Annotated in this window: 11 protein-coding genes; 3 read left to right on the top strand and 8 right to left on the bottom strand. The window is 53.3% G+C overall.

Annotation, left to right across the window (positions count from 1 at the left end; translation table 11 throughout):
• Positions 1–65 precede the first annotated feature (65 nt).
• From ACYVB2_RS06200 to ACYVB2_RS06190, 3 genes are all read left to right on the top strand, one after another.
• Positions 66–2,624, top strand: a complete 2,559-nt coding sequence (locus ACYVB2_RS06200; protein WP_382434031.1) for a chemotaxis protein CheW — start codon at positions 66–68, stop codon at positions 2,622–2,624.
• A gap of 62 nt (positions 2,625–2,686) precedes the next feature.
• Positions 2,687–3,556 carry a DNA/RNA non-specific endonuclease gene (locus ACYVB2_RS06195; protein WP_382434033.1) on the top strand — a complete coding sequence of 290 codons (870 nt, stop codon included), beginning with the start codon at positions 2,687–2,689 and terminating at the stop codon, positions 3,554–3,556.
• Positions 3,557–3,584: 28 nt separating this feature from the next.
• Positions 3,585–3,836 carry a hypothetical protein gene (locus ACYVB2_RS06190; RefSeq protein WP_382434035.1) on the top strand — a complete coding sequence of 84 codons (252 nt, stop codon included), beginning with the start codon at positions 3,585–3,587 and terminating at the stop codon, positions 3,834–3,836.
• 6 nt (positions 3,837–3,842) lie between these two features.
• Here ACYVB2_RS06190 and ACYVB2_RS06185 read toward each other — a convergent pair whose 3' ends face one another.
• The 8 genes from ACYVB2_RS06185 to ACYVB2_RS06150 form a co-directional block, all read right to left on the bottom strand.
• On the bottom strand, positions 3,843–6,653 hold the full coding sequence (locus ACYVB2_RS06185) for an EAL domain-containing protein (protein ID WP_382434037.1): 2,811 nt from the start codon (positions 6,651–6,653) through the stop codon (positions 3,843–3,845).
• A 17-nt stretch (positions 6,654–6,670) separates the two neighbouring features.
• Positions 6,671–7,831, bottom strand: a complete 1,161-nt coding sequence (locus ACYVB2_RS06180) for an ABC transporter substrate-binding protein (protein WP_382434039.1) — start codon at positions 7,829–7,831, stop codon at positions 6,671–6,673.
• Positions 7,832–8,092: 261 nt separating this feature from the next.
• Positions 8,093–8,881 carry a phytochelatin synthase family protein gene (locus ACYVB2_RS06175; protein WP_382434041.1) on the bottom strand — a complete coding sequence of 263 codons (789 nt, stop codon included), beginning with the start codon at positions 8,879–8,881 and terminating at the stop codon, positions 8,093–8,095.
• Positions 8,881–11,184 (bottom strand): PAS domain-containing sensor histidine kinase, encoded by a 2,304-nt coding sequence (locus ACYVB2_RS06170; protein ID WP_382434043.1) that lies wholly within the window; start codon positions 11,182–11,184, stop codon positions 8,881–8,883. Before ACYVB2_RS06170 ends, ACYVB2_RS06175 begins: the two co-directional genes overlap by 1 nt.
• A 6-nt stretch (positions 11,185–11,190) precedes the next feature.
• Positions 11,191–12,057 (bottom strand): phosphate/phosphite/phosphonate ABC transporter substrate-binding protein, encoded by an 867-nt coding sequence (locus ACYVB2_RS06165; protein WP_382434045.1) that lies wholly within the window; start codon positions 12,055–12,057, stop codon positions 11,191–11,193.
• Between the two features lie 138 nt (positions 12,058–12,195).
• The gene (locus ACYVB2_RS06160) at positions 12,196–13,467 is read right to left on the bottom strand and encodes a diguanylate cyclase domain-containing protein (RefSeq protein WP_382434047.1); all 1,272 of its coding nucleotides are present in this window, start codon (positions 13,465–13,467) and stop codon (positions 12,196–12,198) included.
• Positions 13,464–14,405 (bottom strand): TIGR02285 family protein, encoded by a 942-nt coding sequence (locus ACYVB2_RS06155; protein WP_382434049.1) that lies wholly within the window; start codon positions 14,403–14,405, stop codon positions 13,464–13,466. The genes ACYVB2_RS06160 and ACYVB2_RS06155 overlap by 4 nt, the downstream gene beginning before the upstream one ends.
• Before the next feature lie 98 nt (positions 14,406–14,503).
• The gene (locus ACYVB2_RS06150; RefSeq protein ID WP_382434051.1) at positions 14,504–16,939 is read right to left on the bottom strand and encodes a penicillin-binding protein 1A; all 2,436 of its coding nucleotides are present in this window, start codon (positions 16,937–16,939) and stop codon (positions 14,504–14,506) included.
• Between the last annotated feature and the right edge of the window lie 21 nt (positions 16,940–16,960).

The raw sequence follows: 16,960 nt of genomic DNA, 5'->3' as shown, positions 1-16,960 counted from the left end.
ACGCTGAGACATGGCCCAGCTTTTGCATTCTGTTTCACAGCCCTGTCCAGAAAGCGAAGTCCGCCATGTCCTCAAGTGCCACTGTCCACACGGACACCTTCATCCCCTTCATGCGCGATGTTGCACGTTGTGAAAATGCACTGCGCGAACTCAACCTGATGTGGCGGCTGATTGAGGCTTCCGCCAAAATGAACTGCCCTGAGGAAGCCCGAAGCCTATTGCCCATGATGAGTGCCACCCGTGAAGGTTTCCAGCGGCTCGAGAGCGAACTGGTGACTTCACTGGTACAAGAATCCATTCAGGAAGTGATGGCCGAGATTGGCACCAGTGCGCGCCATGTGATTGATATTGTGGTGCGCAACCTGTACGAGCGCACTGCCGATGTGGGCTTCTTGGCTACCGATCAGAACTTGTGCAGATTTGTGGCCGGTATTGACACCGACCCAGAACCCGTTCTTGAGCGTTTGCAGGAATATCGCAACAAATACACGGTATATGACGAGATTTTGCTGCTTGATGCACAAGGCACCGTGCTAGTTCACACAGATGCCGACTCCCGCATCGAAGGCAGTCACGACCCGTTGATTGCCCAGACCTTGCAAGGCCGAGGTTACATCGAGACTTTTCGGGCAAGCAATTTGCGTCCCAGCAAAACCCATGCACTGCTGTATTCCCATCGGATGTTAGATCCCCGCAACGGAGAAGCCGTGGGCGTGCTTTGCCTGAGCTTTGCCTTTGGTAGCGAGATGGAAGGTATCTTTCAAGCCCATCAACACCAAGATCACCACAGCATTGCCTTGCTACTAGATGCCCAGCAACGGGTGATTGCCAGCAGCGACCCTTTATGGATTCCGGTGGGTGCCCCTGTCCCTGTGAACCATAGTGGTGCGCCAAAACCAATGGTGTGTGGTGGCCGCACCTATCTGGTGCAAACAGCGGTAGCCCAAGGCTACCAAGGCTATCCTGGGCCCCAAGGTTGGGCAGGACAAGTCATGGTTCCTATTGAGTTGGCTTTCTCCACCCAACCAAGCCAGACCATCGACCGCCTTGAACCATCGGTCGCACTGGGATTGTTGGCCCATGCTCAAACGTTTTGCCCGCCGCTGAATGAAATTGTATTGGCAGCACAAACCATCCGGCGTGTGGTGTGGAACGGTCAGGTCATGACAGCCACCGAACGGGGCAGTGAGCAAAAACTCAAGGCCGTACTAGAACAGATTGGTCAAACTGGCGCCCGAACCAATGAAGTTTTCAACCAATCTATCCGTGATTTGTATGGCACGGTGCTCAGCTCCCGTACCCGCGACAGTGAATTGCTAACCCATTTGCTGGTGGATCTGCTGGATCGCAACCTTTACGAGCGGGCCAACGACTGCCGGTGGTGGGCGCAGACCCCAGAATTAGGCACTTTGCTGGCCCATCCACAGCCCGGAAAAGACGCCTTGGCACGCATCACGGCCATACTTGAGCACATCCATGCTCTCTATACCGTTTATGCCCGCTTAGTGGTGTACGACCGGCAAGGCCGTATTGTGGCGGCCAGCCGCCCCCATTTGGCCGATGGCAGCAGTGTGCTCGACATGCAGATTGAAGCAGAAGCACTGTCCGCAGTGCTGGCGCTGCCCAACACCCAAGCCTACCATGTCAGCCCGTGGCATGTTTCGGCACTGTGTGATGGGCAAGCTACCTATACCTACCATGCGGCCATTCGGGCGCCAGGCTCCCATGCAGCAGTGGTGGGGGGTATTGGGATTGTGTTTAACGCACCTCAAGAATTTGTTGCCATGCTGCATGGCAGCACATTAGACAAGCCGGGGATTCAAGCCGCCTTCATCAACCGCCAAGGGCACGTTCTTTCCAGCACCCACGCCAGTTATCCAACGGGCAGTAGCTTGGGTTTGCCCCCAGACCTCTTGCAACTTGAGCGCGGACAAAGCCTGTCGCGGGTGATGGTCATGGATGGGCACTATTGCATCGTTGGTTGTTCGGCATCATCGGGTTATCGCGAATTCAAACGCAGCGATGGCTATCGCGAGGACGTGCTGGCAGTGTCTTTTGAGCGTCTGGGTGCCTTGCAAAGCACAGCGGTCGATGCAGTACACCGACAACGGGCCGCATTGCTGACCGAAGTGCCTGCCACCGAAGGGGTAGAGATGGCCACATTTTTTGTGGGTTCCTCGCTCATGGCACTGGAGGCCAAAACCGTACTGGAAGCATTACCGGCCAGCGCCATTGCCCCGGTATCTGCTGGACGACGGCCCTATTGCGTAGGCACCTTGGCACGCAAAGCCCAAGGCAGTATCTCTGGGTATGTCTGGGTGTTTGATTTGGGCCACCTGCTCTCTGGGCAAGCCTCTGTCTGGACGCAACAAAGCCAAGTCATTGTGTTGGAGCATGGTCAGCAATGCGTTGGTTTGCTGGTCAGTGAATTGCATGGTGTTGGCACATTTGCACACCAACGCATTGTCAAAGCACCTGCATTATCTGGTGTGGCTGGCAAACTGATCACCCACTTGATCAAAGCCCATCCGGGACAAATGCTGATCCAATGCTTGGATGTGAGCCAACTGATGGCCCTGCTTTATCGCCATGCTACAGGAACCATAGACGTCTTGGCCGCATAGCCCTTGTGTGCAGAAAGACACCCACTATTGCACGCCAAGGGGCACAATGTGGGCCTATGTTTATGTCTATTTCCTCTAGTGGCTTGGCACTGGCGCTGCTGGTGGTGTCGGGGTCGGCCTTGGCGGCTTCCACCGCTTGTCCTGAACATTTTGTGGGGGGACAGCCGCCCGTGCTCGTCCAGGCCAAGCTCAAGCCACGCACCCAAGAACTGTGTTTTATTTCATTCGCTGTGCTGCATTCGGGCGTCAGCCGAACACCTCTCTATGCGGCAGAGCACTTAACACGCGACAATTTGGCATTGGCAAAGAAGCTATCGCGCAAGGATTCGTTTCGTGCCGAGTCGGCGCTGCCCCCCTCAGACCGTGCAGAGTTAGAAGATTACCAACGCAGCGGTTATGACCGGGGCCATCTGGCACCCAATGCAGACATGCCTACCCGTGAGTCTCAGAGGGACTCTTTCTCGTTAGCCAATATGGTTCCTCAAGTCCATGCCAACAATGCGGGGGTATGGGCAGGCATTGAAGCGGCTGCACGGCAGCTGGCTATAGAGGAAGGTGAACTCTATGTGATCAGTGGCCCCGCTTTTGTGGGTAACGACATTCGGAAAATCGGTAATGTGTTGGTACCAACCCACCTTTGGAAAGCAATCTACAGCCCCAAACAGCAACGGGCAGGCGCCTATCTGATCACCAATGATGACACCAAAGACTATGCCATGATCAGCATGGCGGATCTTGAAAAAATGGTTGGCATCAATGTATTGCCCACTTTGCCAAGCAAAGTACGTGAAAGCGGAATGAATCTTCCAAAACCAGTGTCACAGCGCGGCGGTAATTCACAGAACAAAAACCAACCCCCTGAAGATGAGTATCAACTCAAAGATTTACTACACGGTGTACGAGATTTTATTCAGCGTGTAATCCAAAAATAAACAACGTACTTTTTGGAACAAGGTTACCATGCAAGAATTCAAGCCTTACAGCAATGAGAAAGATGTCATTCGCATTGGCGGTTTCGAAATTGAGAACCGCCTAGACAGGGTGGCTATCACAGGCGATTTAGTATTAACCAAAGATCAAAATGGGCTGGCACTGGCTAATGATTTACGAATTCTAGCTGGGCGCATCGTTAAAATTTTGGAAAAAGAAAAAAAACTTCCAAAATCTATAGAAGAAAAAGCTGCCAAAGTAGTAAAAAATCCATTTATTTGAGATTTTTCACACTCCCGTTTTTACTGCAATGGCCTCTTGTTTCCAGCGTTGGCTCAATACTTCAGCTGGTTCAGGGCGGCTAAACAAATAGCCCTGTAAACGGTCACAGCCATGTGCAGCCAAAAAGCTGCGCTGTGCTTCGTTTTCTACCCCCTCAGCGACCACCTGTAAACCTAGGCTATGCGCCAATGCCAACGTTGCGGTACTAATCGCAGCATCATTGGGGTCGGTTTCAATGTCGCGCACAAAGGCACGGTCTAATTTGAGGGTTTGAATAGGCAGCAGTTTGAGGTATGCCAACGATGAATACCCTGTACCAAAATCATCAATAGAAAGCTGCACATCCAAACCCCGCAAAGCTTGCAACTGTTTGATAGCGTACTGGGGATCTTCCATAGCGACTGATTCGGTAATCTCTAACTCTAGATCTGATCCGTGCAGTGCATAGCGGCATAGTATAGTTTGCACCTGTTCGATCAACTCTGGCTGGCGCAACTGGTGTGCCGATAAATTGACGGCTACTGTCAGCCCTTCAATTCCTTCGGCCTTCCAGCGTGCAGCCTGGCGGCAGGCAGTATCGAGCACCCAGCTTCCCAATGGCAAAATTAATCCTGATTCTTCAGCGATTGGAATAAACTTGGCAGGAGAAACTGCCCCTAAAGTTGGATGTGCCCAGCGAACCAATGCTTCTACACCATGTACTTTGCCATCGGCTGCACAAATTTGAGGTTGATAATGCAATTGAAGCAAACCATTGTCAATCGCTAAACGTAATTCACGCTCTAATTCCAACCGCTCTGCCGTAGATTCATTCAGTGCAGCAGTAAAAAATTGGGTGTTGTTGCGCCCTTCACGCTTAGCATGGTACATCGCCACATCGGCATTCTTCATCAAAATATCAGGTTCATTTCCATCAGAAGGAAATAACGCAATCCCGATACTCGGACTGGAATGCAACTCATGAGGACTGATGAGATAGGGAACACGTAAAATTTCGAGAAGTTTATTGGCTACCCGCGAGGTAGCGGCTGCATCTTCTACATCACTGAGAACCACCACAAATTCATCACCACCAAAACGGGCCACAATATCGCTGTCTCGCACATTGGCACGTAGACGGTCGGCCACCTGTTGCAGCAAGGCATCACCACATGCGTGGCCGAGCGTATCATTGATCGTTTTAAATCGATCTAGGTCAATAAACATGACAGCCAGCATGCGACCAGCCCGACGTGCTGTGGCTAAGGCCTGTTCAAGCTTGTTCAGCAGGCTGTAGCGATTTTGCAATCCAGTGAGCGTATCATGGTGGGCGAGATAGGCAATGTGATTCTCTGCTTTTTTGCGTTCAGAAATATCCATAAATCCACCTACATAGTGCGTTAAATTTCCTTCTGAATCACGCACTACGGAGATGGATAGCCACTTAGGATACACAGAGCCATCTTTGCGACGATCTACAATTTCTCCTTGCCAATGGTCACTATGGTTCAGATCAGCCCACATGGCTTTATAAGTATCTGGTGTATTTTGTCCTGACGAAAGTATTCCTGGATTTTTACCCCGTACATCTTCTAATGTATATCCTGTCAATTGAGTAAATGCACGGTTTACTGCGAGGATGCGCCGTTCAGGATCGCATATCAATTGCGCCTCTGCACTGTACGAGAAGATGCTGGCATATAGCCGCAATTCACTTTCTGTCTGCTTTCGGGCAGTGATATCACTGTACAGTCCTAGCAAACCCACAACCTCCTGCTGCGCATTGCGCAGTGGCACTTTGGAAACATTGGCAACCATCTTTTGACCATTGGCCAATGTCAGGTTGATTTCATGTTCTAGCAAGGGAACACCTGCTGCCAGCAAATTCTGTTCTTGTGCTAACTCTTGATTAAGCTCGTGGCGCCAGTGCAATTCGTCTTCATGACGCCCTGTCAACTCATGTGGTTGGGTATATCCAGCATCTGCGGCAAATAAACTATTGCACCCTTGGTAGCGTAAATCACGATCTTTCCAAAAAACCCGAAACGGTGCATGCTCTAGGACGGATTGCAATAGTTCTTTATGCGCTTGCTGTTGTTTGGCATCTTGGACTTGTTGTTGCAGCAACAGCCCCAATTTTTGGGTCATGGCATTGATTCCATGCTGCAACTGCCCCAGTTCATCGTTGGACAATACATCAATTCTGGCATCTAGTTGCCCATGTGCCACCTGTTCTAACATACGCAGCGAAGCTTCTACACGGCGTGCCACAATCCGTTGAGCTACCAATACCAAACAAGCTGAGCTAAGCAAAATAAACAGTGTGGATACTGCCAAACCCCAACGAAAAATTGCTTGTTTTTCAGCCTGAATTTCTACTGTGCTAATTGTTAATACTATGGTGTACAAGGGGCTACCATCTGCATGGTGCTTAAAGGGCTGAACCCAAGTCAGCCGATCTTGATCTGCTACAAATATTCCTTGCCTAAGTTCATTAGTCTGGAACCAACGATTGTCGTAAGTTGGTAATTCTGATACTTGGCGCCCCAAATGGCGTGGATCGTGCGATACGATCACGCGGCGATTGCCACCAATCACCAATCCATCGATATAAGGTGCCCCTAATAAATCACCCATTAGATTTTGGCGAGCTACCGCACTGATAGAGATTTCTTCACTCTCTATCATGCGTACTACCTGTTGCAGGCCATCGCGCAAACGTTGATCAGCAGAATGGCTGAACCGATCTGTGTAATACCAGACCAAGACGCTGAACGAAACCAGTTCGACCAACACCACCAGCAAGGCAATACGTGGAATTAAACCAATGCTGGGCATGGTGGTACAGTTTTTTATTAAGGACGGTGGCGAGGGGTCTGTGCCAGAGATTCCAATTTAGTCTGGCGTTCTAGCTCGTACTCTGCTTCTTCTGGGGGCACAATGGCTACGATCTCAATACGCTGTTCTGGTGCCGAAATGTGTGGATTCCAGCGGGCAATATAAATGGTTTGCTGCACATGGTGACTGCGCGGGTTCATCTTGGCAGTGTGGTGCTGCATGCGTTCTTTGGCCGTTGCTTGGTATTGCTCTAACTGGGCAATGACTGCATGGTTGTCGGTAGTGCCAGCCCGTATGATCGCCTGTAATAGTGCCTTGGTTGCCAAGTACGCTGCATGGGTGACATCACCTGGGTAATTCAATTTGGTGTGTGCATACCGCTTACGGTAGCGTGCTACAAAATCAGAGGTTCCTGGGGTGTCAAGATTCCAAGCCCAAGTTGTGCCAAACAAAGGACGGGCAGTTCCTGGTGCCGGATAGAGCTCTTCCCAATCTACTTCACCAATCAACCAAAGTTGGCGCTCAAATATTTCGGGATCAATTTGAGAAAAAAGTTTGATTTGATTGCCACCGCTGATGACAACAGCCACCACATCAGCAGACACTGCGGCAACTTGTTTCAAAATGCCTAGAGGGTCTGTGAGGTTCTCAGGGGCTAGGATTTCTGCCACTACTTGACCACCATAGCGGCTGATGTAAGGGCGCATTGCCGTTGCATTGCTATGCCCAGCTTCATTGTCTTCGATCAATAAGAGTACGCGGCGTGATGCACGTTGGGCTAAAGCATGGCGAAACAGTGCCCGATTGAAATTGGCTCCGTTGGCGTCGAAGACGAATTTGGTGCGGTGGGCATTTTCTACCGCCTCGGAGGGGGCTGATGAATTGGTATTGATGAAGAGCACGCCATGTTGTTGGCACACTTCTGACATGCTGGCTGCTACGTTAGAAGCAATGGCGCCTATCATCAAGCCAATTTGGTTGTCACGAATGAGAGTCTTGGCTACCTGTGCTGCTTGTTGCGCATCTAAGGTGGGGTCGCGGGAGATGAGAATGATTTCACGACCCAGCACACCGCCACGGGTATTGAATTCTTCGACGGCCATCTCTACGCCTCGCCGGTCGGCTTCGGCGTGCAAAGCAAAGCGCCCACTAGAAGGGGCAACGTGGGCAATGAGCAAAGGTTCTGCAGCCCATGCTGAATATGGGAGCCATAAAAGCCAGAACAACGTGAAGACATGCGTCCATGCTGACATTTGAAAGGCTCCAAGTCTTCTTGGATTCAGATTCATGTGTTCTGTGTGTATAGCTTAATTTACCATTTTACAAGCATGGTTATCTGATCAAATGTTTTTGAAAGGTAATTATTTTTACTTGTCTTAAAAATTATGTAAGTTACATTGATTGCATCAGAACAGGACACAGTCTGCATTCATATTGCATCAATTTTTCTTAGTGACGATCAGCAATCCCCGTGCCTTCCCACTGACGCTGTCATGGTTTTGTGCGCCTTGCAACAAATCAACCAGTGGCACCCAAACTGGTGGATATTTGTACCGTGCCACATCCATCAACAGCACCGAATCACTCGCTTCATGGTATGCGGCCAACGGCGACCAATGGCCGCCTCCCGCTTGACCAATCAAACGACGGTTGAAGTTGAGAAGCACAAAACGGTCTTGCTCGCGCAAATGTTTTTTGAGCAGCTCACGCAACTGACTGGCATCCAATGTATCGGCAACCACTTTCTCGACTGTCACTGTATAGTGGCCTAGAACAGCCTCTAACTGTTCCAGTGTCATTCCTTTTCTAGCCACCACCTCGGGGTCGGCGATACGCCGGTCTACATTGGCAAAGAAGTCTTCCTGTGTGAAGAAAGGAAAATCTGGATACAACACAGTGGCCGGACGAGGCACCCCCAAGGCATTGAGCGCCATGACAGAGGTAGCTACCGAGCAATAGGCTTGGTTGCGCTGGGTTTCAAAGTAGGTTGCCAGCGGCCAATAGGCTTGGCGATAATCGCTCTGGAGCAGGCGCTGCTGCCCAATCGGGTGTGACAACGCAAACAGACGATTGGGAATTTCTAGCGGTTGCCCGGCTGCCACCACCGTGGCAGGTGGTGCAATCAACTCCCGTGCCATCAATGGCTGGGGCAGAGCCACTACGGCGGCCACTGTCAGCAGACCACTGCACCAGCGTACTGGCTCAAACCAAGAAGCAATATTTTTCATCAGGGTATAGGGGTTGGTTCTGATGGGGCATGGCTTTGAGGCAGCCACAAGGTCACGGTGGTTCCACTGCCCTGTGTACTGGCCAAGGCCAGATAACCGCCCAACAATTCGATAATTTCTTTGACGATACTCATGCCCAATCCTGTGCCAGGAATCGTGCCTGACTCATCGGCTCGATAAAACCGCTCACTCACCCGAGCCAACTGTGCAGGGCTTAGGCCTATGCCATGATCTTGTACCTCGATACCCACCATTAGGGCATTGGCATCTCCTTGCCGCACCAAACGCACCAACACCGCCCCTCCAGCAGGTGAGTATTTATAGGCATTGGACAACACATTCAGGACGGCCTGCGATATCTTGTTGCGGTCAACCTGTACCCAAGCTGGCTCCATCTCTAGTGTCAGCGTTGCCGGTGTGCGCCCGTTAGGTGGCTTAAAGTCATGCAGCAGATCTTGTACCAGCCAACGCAGATCCAAGGTCTCTAAGATAAAGTCTTTGCCCCTACGGGCTTCGATCCGTGATAAATCCAGCAACTCGTTGAGGATAGCAATCATGAGTTCAGCCTGACGGCGCATGGTGGCGAGCAAGGGTTGGTATTGCTCAGGTGTCATGGGCCGCATCTGCATCAACTCCATGAAACCAAAGATGCTGGTCATGGGCGTGCGCAGCTCATGGGCAGCCGTGCTGAGAAACTCACTCTTCATCTGCTCGACCTCTGACTCATGTGTCACATCGCGCAATGACAACACCTGTGAGATCACGTCTGAAGCACTTTCATGCAACCCAATTTCAAGCACACGCCGAACCGGGCGCAACAACTCGATGCGGTCGTGTCTGGGCCCATGGCCTTGTTCGCTCTGGTGTTGTAAGTCTTGGCGCAATGCCTCAAAGCTGCGCCACGGCAGGTTCTGGCTGCACTGCCGGTGCAGCAGTGCCTCTATATCCCCTTCGCTGGCGCCTAGCACCTGCACTTTGCTCACACCCGTCAGGCGAATAAAACCCGGACTGACATAGTTGGCCCGACACTGTGCATCAAAAGAGACAAAGCCATCTGGGCTCAGGGCAAAAATGGCATTGAGCTGCTCATTGCGGGTACGCAAACGCTCCACCAAAGCCGAAATCATGGCGGATATGGCAGCCAGGTCGTCGGTGTCTGCGGTGATATGGGTCGCAGCGGTTTCACTGCTCAACTCCTCTAGCACCGTACGCAATGAGACCATCGCCCGCTCCCGTGCGGCCAGTTCTGTATGTAGGCGCTGATCCAGTGCGTGTTGCTCACTCACATCTCTACAAGCCAACACGTAACCAGCTACTTGGCCATCGGGCGCACAAATCTGCGATAGGGTGGTATCTAGCACCACAGTGCATTGCTTATGGGAATTGTGCAGGGTATAGCGGCGGCCTGTCCACGACGACACCGGCTGTTCTTGGGTTGGCAGTAGGGCTGGAAATAATGTGCTGATGGTCTCGCCCAGTACGGTTTGAATCGGCAGCCCCAAGATCTCGCAAGCCGCAGGATTGACCAACACCACCTGTTTTTGCACGTTCAGGGTGAGAACGCCATCGGCAATCGACCCTAGGGTGACGGCTGCCTGCACCCGCTGCGACTGTAAGCTGGCAGCGGCACGGCCTAGCACAGCAAAGGTTTCGCGGAATTCAGAGGGTGCATCTTCGGCAGCCCGCCATGCTTGGGAAGCATCGCCACTTTGCACGGCCTGCTCAATACTTTGGATACGGCTCAGATTGCCCAACCAACGCACCAAGGGATAACGGATGAGCGCCAACCCCCCCCCAATGGCGACCAGCCCCAGCACCAGTGCAAAACGCATCTGCTCCCACAAACGCCCCGCAATGGCATCAGCATCAAAACTCAGACGCAAAATGCCATAGTCTTTACCGCCCACTTGGATGGCGGTGTTGTTGTCGTACAAGCGTGCCGCCACCTGATTGCGCAACCAAGTAGGCGGCTGGGTGTCGGGCCGGTTGTTGTGGGGGGCATGTACCATGCCACCAGCCAAATCAATGAAACGTGCCGATGCCAAATCAGAATGTTCTACGGCACTCTGCAAGGTGCGCAAAATGGTGTCGTAGTCACCAATCACCGCACTGTCGAGGATGGTCGGAGCGATCATGCGCCCCAGGCTGTCGGCCAAGGTTTGTTCATGCTCGAGCTGCACCACCAATTGGTAGTGGTAGAACAGGCCCAACCCCGCCAACACAAACCCTGCCAGCGTGATGGTGTAGAGCATGAACACCCGCCCGACCAAAGACCGGGGCAACAACGGCGACAACCATGCCATGAAATTTCAGCGCAGTGCAGCCGGAGCGGTACGATAAAAATCGCGGTAGGGCGCGTATTCGCTGCCGTCTGATGGTATGAAATACGCTTGATCACTGAGACCGACCTGCTCAGAGACTTTTTGCAAAATCTCGCGCCCCACTGGGTCTTTGTGCATGCCAGTAAAAGCCTGTGCCACCGCCTTTTGTGTTTTGTCTGGCACCTTGGAAGATGCCATCAGGGCCAAGTCGTGCAAAGGGGGAGACGACCACAGCACACGGTATTTTTTTCCTTCACGCCGAGCGTAACCCTCGGCCAACTGTGAGTTGGCACCCACTGCAGCCACTTTGCCGCTAAAAAGCTGTGCCAAAGCACCATCCATATTGCCTCCAAAGACAAATTTGGCATTGACTTTCTGGGCCATCAACTGCGCCGCAGGAAATTTGTACGCCACCAAGGCTTCTGGCCCTGGAAAGGCTACCTCTTGGCCCTGTAACTGTGCCAGTTTGGTGATGGGTGAATCGGCAGGCACAATGATCTGACCATGAATAGGGGGAGTTTGGCGCCGGCTCAACACCTTCCAGCCCAATTGTTCACGCTCTGGACTGAAAAGATGGTTGCTGAAGACGAATTCGACCTCCTGCGCCAGCACATAAGCAGTGGTATCTGCAGAGGTGCGCCCGATCTTGAGTTCGAGCTTGACACCGCTTTTTTCTGACACATACGCGATGATGGGATTCCAGTAGGAAGCCGTGAGCTGAATACCATACTGGTTGACTGGTGAAAAACGATACGCCGTGTGGCTGGGAGATTGGGCCCAAGCCGCCCCTACCCACATGACAGAGGCCAGCAGCCCCACACCCCAATGCCGACGAGAGATCAAAAAATGTTGCATAAGCTTTGGCCTTTTCTTCACTACAGGCATGCGCCCGCAGCTGATTCAGAACACCTGGAAACGATATGTCACCAAGTGTAAATTGAAGTTGATGAACTCCCCTAACATGGGGATTTGCATGAACCCCGCACTGTGCGGTCAAATTTGGAAAGAGTCCACCACTTGCATCGACCGCTTGTCGACATACATCTGCGCATCTGCCACGCGCAACAGGTCGTGGGCCTGGGTGCCGTCGTGAGGATAGCGTGCAACACCAATACTGGCACCTACTTGCAACAGTTCATCTTGCCAAGCACAAGGTTGTCGCAGAACGTCTTTCAAACTGTCTTGCACACGGGCCACAGAGGTACCTGGTTCTAGGTTTTCCAAGATGACCACAAACTCGTCACCCCCAATGCGCGCCAATGTATCTGTTTCGCGCAATACCGAACGCATCCGTTTCGCCAGTTCTGTCAGCAATACGTCACCAGCCGCGTGACCATACAGATCATTGATAGGCTTGAATCGATTGAGGTCGATCAACAACACGGCCAACTCATGTTGATAGCGTTGCGCTCTGGCAATGGCCTGCTTCAGGCGCTCATCCAATAGCATCCGGTTCGCCAAGCCGGTAAGGGGGTCGTGGTAGGCGTGTTCCACCAACTGCGCATTGGCCACACGCAACGCATTGGTGCGTTCAGCCACGCGCAACTCCAACTCCTCGATGTGGCGCTGCTCTGCCTCGTGGGCGTTTTGCAGTCGAAGATAGGCACTGTTGAGGCTGTCTTGCAAGCGCCCCAACTCGTCGTCTTGGTAGGCTGGGCTGCGATGGAGTACCAGCAAGGGCTGGCTGCTTCCGGGTTGGTACTGGCTGGCAAAATCGGCCATGCGTATCAGGTGGCGTGTCACCATCGAAAACACCAGCCAGAGCAAACCCAAAGAGATCACTGTGGTTTTGGCCGTTTGGGTCAAAAATACCACCACTAAACGATCAAAGCTCTTTTGGTAGAGCTGCTGGCGGTTGGGCACCAACACAATGCTGCCCACCTGAATGGCATGTTCGCCAGAGCCATGCACCAGCGGTAGCTCATGCGCTGCTAAATGCTTGGCATCCAGACGGCCTTGCTGAATCACCTCTTTGTCGCTGGAGCCGTAACGTAACATGACCCCTGCCACCCACGAAGAGCGGGCAATGCCATCGACCTGCGCATGCAGTTGCTGGCGGTCAAAGTTCCAAGCCGCTTGGGCCAGCCCAGGAATCTGGCTGATGCGAATAAAGTCCAAGGCGTCTTGCATGTCCACCACGTCTTGGCGATAGTTGGCGTAGAGTTGGACAGAGGTGGCCACCAACGCGCTGACACCATTGATCAGCAGCATCCAAAGCAGCAGGCGCTTGCCCAACACACCAAACAACTGATCAAACCGAATCATGGCTTGGTGGTGCTATGAAAAGGACTGTGTCGGGCCAACAATTGCTCAAAACGGCTGATGCTGGCTGCGTCCATATACGAGAGTTGTGTATCCACCCAAGGTGGCCGAGGGCCAGCCTGTGCCAGAACAGTATTGATTCGGGCAATGACTTCACGCCCCCAAGCACTTTTGGTGCAAACCACATGCCCCACGGTGTAGTCTTTGGTGCCAGCAATTGGCAGATAGACCAAATCCAGCGGTGCAGTAATGCGGCCCTGCATGTTGTAATAGCCTGGCTCCACAGGATAGGCAAAGACATAGTCTGTCCATCCGGCAGCCAAGTGGCGAAAGGGGGCATCAAAATGCACGCCTGTGGTCTTGAGATGGGCTTGACCTTGGTGCCGTGCCAGCGCCGCATCGATTTCGGTGCCCAGGGCACGCCCCTCCGTCAATGAGGTGCTCAACTTGGAATCGGACAGCAAAGCCTGCACATCGACTTTGCCATCGGAGCCGATGTGCTCACGCAGGCGTGCCAGATTCTTGCGTTGGATTACCACATGGTGGGTGAGCGCAAAATGCACTGGGTTGCTGAAATAAGCCAACTTTTCTCGCTCTGGGGTGCGCAACAGCGCCGGATGGCACACTGGCGCGCCCTGTGCCATCAGCCCTTGTAAGCGTGCAACGCCAGCCACTTCGAACCGATGCTCGAAATCGGGCATGTGCTTGACAAAGTACTTGACCGCCGCATCCACAAAGCCAAGCCCTGGCAGTTCTTTGTCGACCAAAATGAAAGGCGGAAAATCATTCAGCAACCACAAAATGGTCTTGTTGGCCTTCGTTTCTTGTGCCGAAGCAACGCCCACAAAACCCAGCAGACAACACAGCAACGCCGCCCAACGAGACACCCGTCCCGCCATGACAACCCCTCGACTTTGCTTCGGTTTGGCAGATACGGTCACATTTTCTCCTCCGGCCTAAACATCTCATCCATTCTGATGATGATTTGAACCATCATAGCGGCTATCGCTCTCACGGCCTGCCTAGGTTCTAACAATCATCAAAAACTACTTTCCCCCGATGCAGGCAAGGCGGGGGAGGGTGTTAGCTCCTGCATTTCTAGGGGTTGTAGTGGTGGTTCCTCCTGAATCGGTGGGGGATCTGGCCATGCAGGCACTGGGCTGGTTTCTATTGGCAAAGCGCCAGAACGGCCAGACACCGCGGTCGACTCGGTGATTTCTGGTGCTGTGGGCAGCACGGGAGCGGGCACTGGAACTGCTGGGCGCGTTGGTGGCGTTTCTATTTTTTCTGGCACAGGACGGCTGGCCCACCAGTCCTGTAGCCAATCGCGCAGGCGCTCCTTGAAGTCTTGCCACCAACGTGAACGCGGGGTATCGACAAAACGAACCTGGGCATCAATCTGTTTGCTGCGCAAAGCCTGCTGAAAAAACTCACCCACCATTGGCAGCGCACTGCGGGCGCCTTGGCCCCAATGGTCACTGCGCAACGTGATACGGCTATCATTAAAGCCTGCCCAAGCCCCCGCCACCAGTTGTGGATGCAACAAGATGAACCACCCATCGGCATTGTCTTGGGTGGTGCCTGTTTTGCCTGCCACATCCGCTTGAATGCCATAACGGGTGCGGATGGCACGCCCCGTACCTTGATCAATCACACCGCGCAAGGCATTGCGCAAATCTTGGGCCGCTTGCACGGGCATGGCTTTTTGGGGGCGTGCCGATGCAAATTCCTGCAACAGCTCACCACGGCGATTTTCGATGCGGGTGACCCACAGTGGCTCTACATAGCGCCCCGTATTGGCAATGGTGCCATAGGCAGCCACCATTTCTTTGAGCGTCACGGGACTAGTACCCAATGCCAAGGCCGGTACAGGATCGAGTTTACTGTCACGCACTCCCATGACACGGGCCAGCTCCACCACCCGCTCGGGGCCCACCTGCTGCATCAATTGGGCAGTGATGGTGTTTTTGGACTGTGCCAATGCTGTGCGCAAGCTCATGGCTTGACCACTGGGCGGCCCACCATCACTGGGACGCCAGACCTCACCGCCCGGGAGCTTGATTTCTACGGCTTGATCTATCAGTGTATCGGTGGGGTTCAAGCCCTGCTCGAAGGCCGCACCATAAACAAAAGGCTTGAAGGTAGAGCCGGGCTGGCGGCGGGCTTGCTGCACATGGTCAAAAGCATCTTGAGCAAAATCCCGACTGCCCACCCAGGCCCGAATTTGCCCTGTTTCTGGCTCCAATGCCAAAAATCCGGCCTGCACCCGCACTTTGGTCTGACGCAGTGTGCGCAAAAAAGCCACATCGGCCAGCAAAGCCTTGGCGGCCTCATCAGGGGTTTGGCCCTTGGCAACAGCGGCACGAAACTCGGTGGATTCTCGCACCAAGGTTTCTACCAAGGGGTTGCGGGGCTGCCAGCCATTGCGCTGACTCCAAGCCGCATCGGCCACCGCCTGCAACTGACGGCCCTGACGGGCCACAGCCTGATTGGCCACAGCTTGCAAACGAGAATCGATAGTGGTGTGAATGACCAATCCATCGGTGTACAAGTTGTAGCCATTGCGATCAGCCCAGGCAATCAGCCATTTTCGCAACTGCTGTGAAAAATGGGGTGCTGGGCCTTGGGGCTCGGCTTGGCGCTCAAACTCGATGCGCAGCGGCCGTTTTTTGAGTGCCTCGAACTGTGCAGGTTTGAGTTTGTCACGCTTGACCATCTGCGCCAGCACGGTATTGCGCCGGTTTTGTGCCCGCTCTGGGTTGAGTACGGGGTTGTAGTAACTGGTGCCCTTGAGCATGCCGATCAGGGTGGCGCTTTGCAATACTGTGAGCTTGTCTGCCGAGGTATCAAAATAGGTGCGGGCCGCCATCTCTATGCCATAGGCGTTGTACAGAAATGGAACCGTATTGAGGTAGGTCTCCAGAATTTCTTCTTTGGAGTAGAGCAGCTCAATCTTGAAGGCTGTAATGGCCTCTTTGAGCTTGCGCGTGAGCGTGGGGGCGCGGCCAATCTCTTCTGGAAACAGATTACGGGCCAATTGCTGGGTGATAGTAGAGCCGCCTTGGCGGTCTCCAGAAAACGTGGCCAAGGCAGCGCCAACCAGTCGGCGTCCGTCCATGCCCCAGTGCTGGTAGAAGCGATGGTCTTCGGTAGCGATCAGTGCATCCACCACGGCTGGGGCAATGCCCTTGAGTGGCACCCATTGGCGGTGGGCCCATTTGTATTCGGCCAGCAGTTTGCCATCGCGCGATAGCACTTGGGCTGGTTGTTCAGTCTTGGCTTTACGGATGTCGCTGATGGCGGGGGTAAAGGGTATGAGCAGCAGGGTATACAACAGGAGCAGGACTGGGCCTGCGGCCAGCAACCCCCACAAGGTACGGCGGTTGGGGCGGTGCAGATGTTGCATGAGTGATGGACCCAGCCATCTCCCCACTCCAGACAACCGACCCCACATGGAAAGCACAAAAGGAGGCATCAACCCAGACTCGTCAAGGCA

It is taken from the genome of Giesbergeria giesbergeri (genome assembly GCF_054779375.1).
The sequence above is the reverse complement of the archived record's forward strand: the minus strand, read 5'-3'. Positions and strand labels throughout refer to the sequence as shown.

Excerpts from the sequence above, each read along its gene's own strand:
- ACYVB2_RS06200 (WP_382434031.1), top strand. The coding sequence starts at position 66 with ATGTCCTCAAGTGCCACTGTCCACACGGACACCTTCATCCCCTTCATG.
- ACYVB2_RS06195 (WP_382434033.1), top strand. The coding sequence starts at position 2,687 with ATGTCTATTTCCTCTAGTGGCTTGGCACTGGCGCTGCTGGTGGTGTCG.
- ACYVB2_RS06190 (WP_382434035.1), top strand. The coding sequence starts at position 3,585 with ATGCAAGAATTCAAGCCTTACAGCAATGAGAAAGATGTCATTCGCATT.
- ACYVB2_RS06185 (WP_382434037.1), bottom strand. The coding sequence starts at position 6,653 with ATGCCCAGCATTGGTTTAATTCCACGTATTGCCTTGCTGGTGGTGTTG.
- ACYVB2_RS06175 (WP_382434041.1), bottom strand. The coding sequence starts at position 8,881 with ATGAAAAATATTGCTTCTTGGTTTGAGCCAGTACGCTGGTGCAGTGGT.
- ACYVB2_RS06170 (WP_382434043.1), bottom strand. The coding sequence starts at position 11,184 with ATGGCATGGTTGTCGCCGTTGTTGCCCCGGTCTTTGGTCGGGCGGGTG.
- ACYVB2_RS06165 (WP_382434045.1), bottom strand. The coding sequence starts at position 12,057 with ATGCAACATTTTTTGATCTCTCGTCGGCATTGGGGTGTGGGGCTGCTG.
- ACYVB2_RS06160 (WP_382434047.1), bottom strand. The coding sequence starts at position 13,467 with ATGATTCGGTTTGATCAGTTGTTTGGTGTGTTGGGCAAGCGCCTGCTG.
- ACYVB2_RS06150 (WP_382434051.1), bottom strand. The coding sequence starts at position 16,939 with ATGCCTCCTTTTGTGCTTTCCATGTGGGGTCGGTTGTCTGGAGTGGGG.